The sequence below is a fragment of the bacterium genome (genome assembly GCA_028821235.1).
GTDB lineage: Bacteria > Actinomycetota > Acidimicrobiia > Spongiisociales > Spongiisociaceae > Spongiisocius.
Map to the genome: position 1 here is coordinate 1 of JAPPGV010000062.1, position 9,431 is coordinate 9,431.

Genomic DNA, 9,431 nt, shown 5'->3' on the forward strand with positions numbered 1-9,431 from the left:
CCATGACCAATAATCACAAGTCTGTAAGTGTCCACAAAACCGGGTCAACCTCAGTTCATTCGCGAACGAGGACTTTGGGTATCGATTATAATGATGCTTCTTTATGAATGGTTAACGGTTGCCAAGTGGGGAGGCGGTATTGGCCACACACTGACACGAACAAAGGTCCTGGGTACCGTCCCGGACCGACCACCCAGTTTGATGAGGGCTCTCGTCAGAGCTATCGGAACGGTATGTTTTCTTAGTATATTTATACTACCAGCCGCTTTTTATGCTTGGTTTGGTTGGCAAGCGTTTACAGGGCTACTAACGGGGGGGTTGTTCCTAGCCCTATGGTTCAAACCGATCCGGGGGAGAGGCCTACGAGACATCCTTAGCGGAACGAGGGTCGTGAGCACCCGCAAGAAGTCGTAGCTGATCCCGCCCCCGGCCCCTCTCCGCACTCGAGCGCGGCCGAGACCACAACCATCATCTCGGTACCGAATACCAGAACTGGCTCCAAACTCAACCCGCCCCCATCCCCGACTTGACAAACATGGGAGCATCTGGGACCTACTCGCCACTGTCACTCCCCACTGAAATCCGATGAGCCGGCAAGGTCATGGTGTAGTCCCTCGCGGTGGTCGTCATGCTGAGGTCACCGAGGCCCGGTGTGCGATGCGTGCCGGGGCGTGCTCTCGGCGAAGCCGACGAGTGGGGACCGACCCGGTTCGAGCACCAATCAATATGCTCGCGAGCGTACCTCTCGGGTTTCGCATGGTCCGCCTTGATCCGCGTCCTGATGCTCCTCAGACCCAGGTGTGTTCCCGGGTGACAGGCGCCCGACTCTCCTCCAGGCGAGTGAGGAGTCCCGTTCGACCACCAGGGGAATCAAGCCGTTGCCATGCGTGAGCGAAGTCGGTCCGTCGCGTCGCAGCCCGGCGGTCCTGGCCGGCGATCAGCTGGTCCAGCGCGGTGAGCTGGCCCCGGTTGCCGCTGCGCACGGGTAGGCCTTGGGCGTAGCGGCGGAGCAGCCCGCCGGCGACGCACGCGTCCTGGAACTCGCCCAGCACATCCTGGAGTTCCTTCAGCCGGGTGGTCTCCGCCTTGAGCAAGTCGCCATAGGTCGGACGGAAGAACTCGAGGAGGTAACGCAGCCGCTTGCATCGGATCCTCAGCGCATGCAGCGACTCGTCGCTGGACGCGGATGTGATCGCACGACCGCGGCGCAGCACCCCCCGGTAGCGCTTGCCGATGAGCAGCTGGGCGGCCTCGCCGACCGTGATTGAGCCCAGGGTCTCCATGACGCGCTCAGACGGACCCCGTTCGAGCCGCTCCGCGAAGCCCGCCTTCAAACGACCGTACCGCCGGCTGGCCATGCCGGCCAGCAATTGTCTTCGCTCCTCCCGCCACCGATCGGCCAGATGCTGCTGGTAGTCGTCCAGGTGAGCAGCATCCTCCGAAGGGATTTCGGACAGGAAGTGGGGGAGGTTCCCCCTGGCGACGTCGAGGTCCCGCACAGCACCGAGAGTGGCCGCGAGCCACTTGAACTCGCCGTTGAATGAACGGATCGAGGCGGGCAGCACCTTCTTGAAGGCTCGAAGGGCGGAACGGAGGCGGCGCGTGGCCACCCGCATCTTGTGTACCCCTTCGGGATCCAGACCCTCCCAGGCCCTGGGCTCCTGGGCGATCATCTCCTCGAACTGCTCGAGCAGGCGCCCATAGGCCAGGTGGATGGCCGGATCGGCCGGCACGGGCGCCCGTTCCCGCAACATCTCCACGAAAGGCGTGCTCGCCGGCGACACCACACGAGAAGCCCGTGGGGGCGACAGGCCAGCGGTCTGCAATCCGCGTTCGAACTTGCTGAGGCGGGCCGCCAGAAGACCGAACCGTTGCTGGCTCTCCGCGGCCAGTTGCCGCAGCGACTCCTCCTCACCCTCCTTCAGCTCCATCTCCAACTCCACGAACGTCATACGCCCCGGCGCCGGCTTCTTCACCGGGGCAATGGCGGTGATCACCGTCTCATCGATCCCCACTTCCACCAACGCACCATCGGACAGCCGGATGTCGAACAGGCGACGGTGCGTCCGCACCCGGAAGAGCTTCCGGAGGTCCTCCGACCGAAGACAGCCGGACCGGTCACCGACATGCTCGGCAACCAGAGGATGACCTCCGTCCTGCGGAAACGCCAACACCCGCCGCTCGACCTCCCGGCGCCTCTGCACGATCCCATCCCCCAACCTGAAGGACTTCAGCATCACACTCTTGTCCCCCGAGCAGTCCCGCCATCGATACGCCCACCCTGCCCTGAAGAGATGCCAGTCAGGCGTATCCCAGTAGTCATCCACGACATTCACGACCGAAGCCGACCGCACGTCGAAAGAGTCGAGAGAATCGACCAGATCGCCGACTTGCGCGGCGTCCTCGATCAGGAACTTCGCCTCGACCTCCGGATAAGCCGCCTGAAGCGGATAGGGAGTGCAATCCCCAGGCGTGCCTCCTCCCGGTGACTCCGGGACCGATCCCAGCCGTGAGACCATGGCACGGTCTCCTGTTCCGACACGGTACGAGTCTAAGAGCTAAGGGCACGTAGGTGCCTTGTCCGCGTTCCCAACGCCGAACAGAGCACAGAGCTGCCGTCAAACCGGGCTCAGGACATTGAACAGTACTCGAAGGACCAGACCAGCCAGGACGATGGATAACCCCACACCTTCCTACAAAGGCGCCAACTTGGTGAACCTCGCCGCAGAACTGGAGTCCGCCTCACTGGGCCGGTCCCGACCCGGGCTCTGTGCCGCGAAGCGGCCGAGCTGATCCCTTACAAGTGAGTCACCTAGTCCTGATCATCGACCGTCTCGGCGATCGGCACTCACCCACCCCACCGCAGTCACGCTCCGCCGGCATCGTCGAGCCGGCCATGTATGCCCCGCTCCCCACCACCACTTCAGTAGGGCTGTCCTCGGTGGTACGGCGATGGTGCCCGTGCAGCACGGGGTGATCGTATACACCCTGTGGATGACCACCGCCCGCACGGTTGTGACCATGCTGGGGACAATGTTCACGTCGTCCGTGATCTACCTGCGGTGTCACATGTAGTCTGTAACGTACCTGGCGAGAATGTCATTGGTGCAGAGAGGAGCCTCCGCATGAGCTGTAGGGGTACGAATCAGAGAGGGATTCGGCGTACATCGGCGGGGCGCTATCGGTTAGTGTGTTTCAAGACGCTCCTATGCGTGTGAGGGGTGAGTAGGGCTGTCCACCCCAACCTGGACTGATGTCCGTATTGCTCGCTGAAGGCAATCGTAGTCGACGTGGGACGTGGGCCATTAGCCTGGCTGGTCACCGCGTTGTGGTTACTGAGGTCTTTTGGTCCTACTGGTATCTAGCTGCTGAGCGGCAACGGGTGTTCTTCAGGCGTATCCTCGGCTTACCGGGCCCATGGACTCATGATTCTGTTATTTCCCAATATCGCTTTACGAATGCTTACCGGTCCGCTGATCGTGTCAGCCAATATCTGCTGCAACAAGTCATTTATGACCGCGATCGAGACGCTGTAGATACGATCCTGCGTGTCCTATTATTCAAGGTATTCAACCGAATTGAGACATGGGAATGGTTGGTCTCCCATGTAGGTGAGCCTGACGCGTTGTCATTCGACGCTGGGGTGTATACGCGAGTACTTGACGAGCGGTTCAATTCAGGTGGACGCCTCTACTCAGCTGCGTACGTTATGCCTGCTCCAAGCTTAGGCCATGTCCGTAAGCATGAGAATCATCTGAATCTACTCGCCAACCTGCTCGCGACTGGTGTTCTGGTATCACTGACAAGAGCGGTTTCGCTAGAACAGTTGTACTACCGGCTGTTGGGCATCCAGTCATTCGGACCGTTTCTCGCGTACCAGTACGCTATTGACCTCAACTACTCGCCAGTGTTTGACTTCGATGAGATGGACTTTGTCGTTCCTGGGCCTGGGGCGCTTCGCGGAATTGACAAGTGTTTCGAGGACACTGGCGGCCTCGGTCCGGATGAGATCGTCGCATGTATGGCAGCTTCGGCAGATGAGTTTCTTGCCTTCGAATCCGTTCCGTTCCTGAACCTGTTCGGTCGGCCGTTACATCTTGTGGATTGCCAGAACCTATTCTGTGAGGTGGACAAGTATGCTCGCGTGCTGCATCCAACGCGGTCGCGGCGGGGGCCATCTCGCATCAAGCAGGGATTCAGAGCAGACCGGCGGCCACTCCCTCTCGGGTTCCCGCCGAAGTGGGGGTTGCCGTGGACTGCGGACGCTCCCAAGATAGCTGCCGAGCTGACGCGGGACGTCCTCCGTGACGTGTGGAAGCCGCTGTCTTCGATTAGGGGAGTAACACGGACGGGCTGAACGGGGCGTCCGAAATACCCGAACATCGGGACCCGGCGGGCACTTGGCCGCGGTGGCAGAATGTGCTTGACATCAGATGTCGGATTATCTAACATACTGTGTCATGGATTACGACAGCAACCCCGGACGCTTGGCTCCTCCAAAGACCGAACCCACGACCAGCAGTGTCGGACTCCCGTCGTTGGCGGGGGCGTCCGAAGGTGAAATACGGGGCTACCTGGAGCAGATATTGGGAGAGGCAGGCGCGCCGAGTTGCTCCCTCCAAGAATTGGCGGGTGATGGGTCTCCGAGTATCAGCAGCATGGTTGCCGTCTGGCTCATCAGCCAGGTAGGCAGCACGGTCGGTAAACCAAAGCTGGTCAACCTAGCGAGCACTCAAGGGCCAGACCTCCGGAGCATGGCTGGGCTCGCGCGCGTACTTCGCGGCGCGCTCGACACCGTGTCCTCCAACATGGCTTCCCAATGAGCCACGCCCTGACTCCAGCTAAGACGGTGAGCGAGGCCTGGCTTTGGGGCCTTCAGGCAGCCCTGGACGCTCGAGGGGGCCGGTTGCCCAATCTCGTTACAACGATCACAGATCCTGGAGCTGAGGTCGGGGAAGTCCGCGAGGTGCTGGACGGCGCCCTGGGTCCCTATGACGATGAGCAAAGCGTCGCGACCGTTGCTGGCACGATATTTCCGAGAGACCTGTATGACGACCCTGGTGCGGACTGGAAGCCAAACATGGACGAGGATACAAAGAAGGTCATTGATGAAGCCGGCGAGCGACTCTATGTTCGGTATAATTCAATGTTGCCGTTGTTATTGACTGCTAGGGGGAGTAGCAGGGGGACCTATTTCTCACGGATTATCAGTTGGCCTGGGAATGAGGCGGGAGGCCACAACCAACTAGAAGAGCGTATTCTGCGCCTCCGGAGCGAGCACAGTAACGGCCGCCGGACCCACAACGCTCTCGACATCGATCTCTCGGCATACTGCATCCCAGAGAGCCAACTTCCCATCGGATTACAAGTCTATGCTGTCACGGACAAACGTATTCGTGGCTTTCTTTGTCTCGTACATGTTGACTTCACACTGTTTGAAGGTCGACTGCATTGCACTGCTATGTACCGCCATCACTACTTTGTAAGCAAAGCATACGGGAACTATCTGGGTCTCTCATGGCTCATGCAGTTTGTGTGCCAACAGTCCGGGTATGACCTTGGCGAGCTAGTTGTTCATTCAACACTGGCCGACGCCCAACTAGGGAGTCGTCCGAATCCACGTGCTGTTCTCAATGAGGCGCGCGCAGCGTTGGCTAGTTGCAACAGTTAGGGCAATGCCGGTGATCGACTCAGTCGAATCTGGAGATGACTCACTGTGCCTAGATACTCAGATGTGTGGGATCCTCGGTGTTGGTGTTGACCTAGTGCACGTTAAGACTTTGCAGCGGCTGCTCGAATCGGACCAAGGCGCATTTGTTGACAACTATTGGACAGCGAGAGAGACAGAGGATGCTGAAGGCATTGTCGAACGCCTCGCTGCGCGCTGGGCGGCCAAAGAAGCTGTGATGAAGGCGCTTGGAAGAGGACTTGGCGATGTTGATCCGGTTGATGTCGAGATAACACGTGTTACCACCGGCGCGCTCAGGGTTCGGTTACATCGCAGCGCTAGCGCCGCCGCAGAAGGAGTTGGTGCTGGCTGCGTGCACGTTTCCGTCTCGCACGAGCAGGGATGGGCTATCGCATTCGCTGTGTCGACCTACATCGGTGAACGGCACCGGGCTGACAGAACACTCGGAAATACTAAGGAGAAGGAATGACAGATCACGGGCAAGATTGGGGTGCTACGAGCGACGAGATGGAGCAGGAACAACTTGGCGAGCGGCTTCGGGAAGCCCGTAATTACATAGGGTTACTTCAAGAAGATGTGGCGGCAGTGCTGGGTATACCTCGGGCGAGTATCTCTGCGTTCGAAACTGGGAAACGCCGTGTGTCATCGCTTGAACTCCGCCGATTGGCTCGGCTGTACCGAAGACCAGTCGGCTGGTTACTTGGCGAAGAACCTGAAGAGACGGACTTCTCTACGCCGCTGTTCCGAGCGACAGCTGTCCTATCCGAAGGCGACAAGGAACAGGTCTTGCGCTTTGCTGAGTTCCTAGCGGGTGCCGGTCGCCCTAGTTCGCGCGGGGACACATCAACTCGATCTAGATAGTATGACGACTGACTACCGCGGCCGTCGGCTTAGAGCAGTCGCTTCGGCGAATGAACTCCTCGCCGAAGCTTGCGTAGATCCCGCCCATCAAGTCGATGTATTCGGATTGTGTGAACGAGTCGGACTCTGGTTGGCGTTCCAACCCCTAGGTCGCCTGCTTGGAGCCTTTATTCCCGAAGGAGTCGGCGGCGTGCTCATCACCACAGAGCGCCCCGTTGCTGTACAGCGCTACACAGCTGCCCATGAACTCGGCCACTGGCGCCTCGGTCATGCCAAAACCCAGGCACTCGACAGTGAAAATGAGATCCTCGGCACAACACCAGACAATGAATCCGAACATCTCGCTCAGATCTTCGCTGCAGCTCTGCTCATGCCGCCGCCTCTGGTATTCGGCACCCTGTCTCGCCTCGGTGTCGGAGACGATATATCTGCAGTAGATGCCTACACGGTAGCCCGCGAGTCGGGTGTCAGTTACGAAGCTGCCGTACGCCAACTCGCGAACTTCGAACTCATAGACTACAGGCGCCTTGTCGATCTTCTCGCTACGCCACCACTCGAAGTCAAGACAAAGATCGGGCTGGGACGGCGTCCGGTCAGCGGCAACGCGGACGTATGGCCTGTGGACGAGGACTGGCATGGTCATCAGCTCAGCGTGCGGATTGACGATGAGGTTGTGCTGTTACTGCCTGAGAATCGCAGCACTGGCTACAGGTGGGTCTTTACAGGTCAAGAGACCCAACGGCCTCAGACAGCTGAACCGCCGCCATTGCCCAGAGCGGAGTCATTTGACGGTTTGGATTCGTCCGCGCGGGCACTCTCGTTTCTCGACCAGATGAAGAAGGCCGATCGAGGGGCCCCGGTTAGAAAGCCAGGTTCGGACGTTGTTCCCGGCGATGCAGCCAATCCACTTACTCCGAGGCGGAACGTGGATCTAGGCAACGGCGCCAAAGTGGTTGGGGATCGCTACTTCATGCCCCGATCATCCGTGGTCTCTGAGCAACCTCACATGCTGGATCGCGCACTCTTCATGGACTCGTCCCTCAGCCGACTGTCACTGCCAGACAGTGCTGCAGAACCTCCCGTGGTGGGCACGAGTGGTCAGCGTGCGCTTGCAGTGCGATTCGAGAGTCCAGGTTCCGTCAACCTTAGGCTGAATTACATATCCTCATACAACGATGCTGGCCCAGCCGAGCAATATTCTCTGACCGCGCTTGTAGAACCCCGCCGGTATGGAATATCAATCGAACAGCTCACAAGCTCGACTGAGGGTGGGCCCACGCTTGGCGTGCCTCCGGCTCAAGTCTGGGGATCTCACTCAGAACCCATAACTGATGAGCCCCTCACGTGATCACTTCAGCTAGCCGATCTACCAGCCTGTCCCGACCTTCCGTCGACCTACGCAACCAGATACAACCCGGGGTTTACGAGCAGGGGCCCCGCCCGCTCTGCCTCCCGCTCTCCGTGTCGTTAGCGCATGAAGCAACTCGTAGCCATACAGGAAACATCACGCCAAGAGCGCTAGCGCCAGAATCCCTGTGGGGTCACTGCGTACGATCAGGTATTGCCACGACAGGCGGTACGACACTTGATGCAGTTGGTATCGCTTTGTCCGCCGAAGGGCAGCCACTGCTAGCAGTTTGGCCCTACAACCCAAAGATCGGGCTTGCTACCGAAACTCCACCCGCCGCTGCCTTGGCCGACGACTGGTACACAGCTCGAATGACCCACCTGCCTCTGGCCCATGACGGTACTGAAGTACTCATCGAAGACGCACTCGCAGCCCGGCTCCCAGTCGTTCTCGTAGTAGAGATAACATTCGAGTTCGAAAACCCCACAGATACGGGAGAAATATCCGTGCCCGCCGTTACCGCACCAACGGGTGATTACCACTCTATAGTCGCACTTGGCGCGGCGACGGATCACGACCGTCGGCTCCGCCGGCTTCTCGTCCGTAACAGTTGGGGACAGCGTTGGGGGGCAGGCGGCTACGGATGGTTACCACTTGAGTACTTGAGGGCTTTCGCCGTTCAGGCCGCAGTCGTAGACTACCTAAGCTGCCAGACGGTTGACCCACCAGACCAAACACGACCAATCCGAAGGGTACCCCGATGACGACCGAACATGTTCCACTCACTCTCTCCGAGTATCAACGAAGGGCACAGCAGACAGACCACCTACCGGACACCATGGGTAAGGGAATCGACGTTCGATTGCCACCGTTGCTTGGCCTCTCTGGGGAGATTGGTACATTGATAGCCGGGTACAAGAAGTTCTTACGAGATGGAACGGCATATGAACTCTTTGGCGCCAACATTAAGGAAGAGCTAGGAGATATTCTGTGGTATCTCGCCAACGCTGCGGTCAAGTTTGGGCTATCTTTAGAAGAGATAGCCGAATTCAATCTGAAGAAGGCATCCGACAGATGGCCACCTGTTTCGGCAGGGGTACGACCAAAACGTACTCCGGTCGAACACTTCGATGCCGACTTCCATCGAAGCGAGCAGCTACCGCGCACATTTGAGGTGATAATTCGGCCTGTCAAAGATCCCGCACGTCCAGAGCCGATTATCGAAGTCATGTGGCAAGGTAAGCGGGTCGGGAGCAAACTGGGAGATAATACATATGATGATAGCGGATACAGGTTCCACGACGCATTCCATTTAGCCAACGCAGCTGTACTTGGGTGGTCACCAGTCGCTCGCGGTGTGATTTTCAAGTGTAAACGGAAGAGCGACCCTAAGATTGATGCCGTGGAAGATGGAGGGCGGGCCATAATCAACGAGGAAGCGTTCGTCGCTCTCATGTTCGCATACGCACGTCAGCATAACTGTTGATGGTCATTGAAAATCCCCGGAGTTGATCACTGAAATTCCCCACCCCC

6 protein-coding genes are annotated in these 9,431 nt (G+C 58.8%); 4 read left to right on the forward strand and 2 right to left on the reverse strand.

From position 1 onward, the window contains the following. Window positions 1-788: 788 nt before the first annotated feature. Window positions 789-2,519 carry a CHAD domain-containing protein gene (locus tag OXK16_06715; GenBank protein MDE0375636.1) on the reverse strand — a complete coding sequence of 577 codons (1,731 nt, stop codon included), beginning with the start codon at window positions 2,517-2,519 and terminating at the stop codon, window positions 789-791. A gap of 734 nt (window positions 2,520-3,253) precedes the next feature. Here OXK16_06715 and OXK16_06720 point away from each other — a divergent pair. From OXK16_06720 to OXK16_06730, 3 genes are all read left to right on the forward strand, one after another. Beyond that, on the forward strand, window positions 3,254-4,357 hold the full coding sequence (locus tag OXK16_06720; GenBank protein ID MDE0375637.1) for a putative DNA base hypermodification protein: 1,104 nt from the start codon (window positions 3,254-3,256) through the stop codon (window positions 4,355-4,357). Between the two features lie 1,318 nt (window positions 4,358-5,675). Continuing rightward, on the forward strand, window positions 5,676-6,158 hold the full coding sequence (locus OXK16_06725; GenBank protein MDE0375638.1) for a holo-ACP synthase: 483 nt from the start codon (window positions 5,676-5,678) through the stop codon (window positions 6,156-6,158). Then, the gene (locus tag OXK16_06730; GenBank protein ID MDE0375639.1) at window positions 6,155-6,550 is read left to right on the forward strand and encodes a helix-turn-helix domain-containing protein; all 396 of its coding nucleotides are present in this window, start codon (window positions 6,155-6,157) and stop codon (window positions 6,548-6,550) included. The genes OXK16_06725 and OXK16_06730 overlap by 4 nt, the downstream gene beginning before the upstream one ends. A gap of 145 nt (window positions 6,551-6,695) precedes the next feature. Here the strand turns inward: OXK16_06730 and OXK16_06735 are convergent, their stop codons facing one another. Beyond that, window positions 6,696-7,187: a hypothetical protein gene (locus tag OXK16_06735; protein MDE0375640.1), complete on the reverse strand. Its 492-nt coding sequence runs from the start codon at window positions 7,185-7,187 to the stop codon at window positions 6,696-6,698. A 1,471-nt stretch (window positions 7,188-8,658) separates the two neighbouring features. On the opposite strand from OXK16_06735, the gene OXK16_06740 reads away from it, so the two are divergent. Continuing rightward, window positions 8,659-9,384 (forward strand): nucleotide pyrophosphohydrolase, encoded by a 726-nt coding sequence (locus OXK16_06740; protein ID MDE0375641.1) that lies wholly within the window; start codon window positions 8,659-8,661, stop codon window positions 9,382-9,384. Window positions 9,385-9,431: the final 47 nt, after the last annotated feature.

What these genes read in the sequence shown, in the direction of transcription:
- OXK16_06715 (MDE0375636.1), bottom strand. Translation starts at nt 2,519, where the DNA reads ATGGTCTCACGGCTGGGATCGGTCCCGGAGTCACCGGGAGGAGGCACG.
- OXK16_06720 (MDE0375637.1), top strand. Translation starts at nt 3,254, where the DNA reads ATGTCCGTATTGCTCGCTGAAGGCAATCGTAGTCGACGTGGGACGTGG.
- OXK16_06725 (MDE0375638.1), top strand. Translation starts at nt 5,676, where the DNA reads ATGCCGGTGATCGACTCAGTCGAATCTGGAGATGACTCACTGTGCCTA.
- OXK16_06730 (MDE0375639.1), top strand. Translation starts at nt 6,155, where the DNA reads ATGACAGATCACGGGCAAGATTGGGGTGCTACGAGCGACGAGATGGAG.
- OXK16_06735 (MDE0375640.1), bottom strand. Translation starts at nt 7,187, where the DNA reads ATGCCAGTCCTCGTCCACAGGCCATACGTCCGCGTTGCCGCTGACCGG.
- OXK16_06740 (MDE0375641.1), top strand. Translation starts at nt 8,659, where the DNA reads ATGACGACCGAACATGTTCCACTCACTCTCTCCGAGTATCAACGAAGG.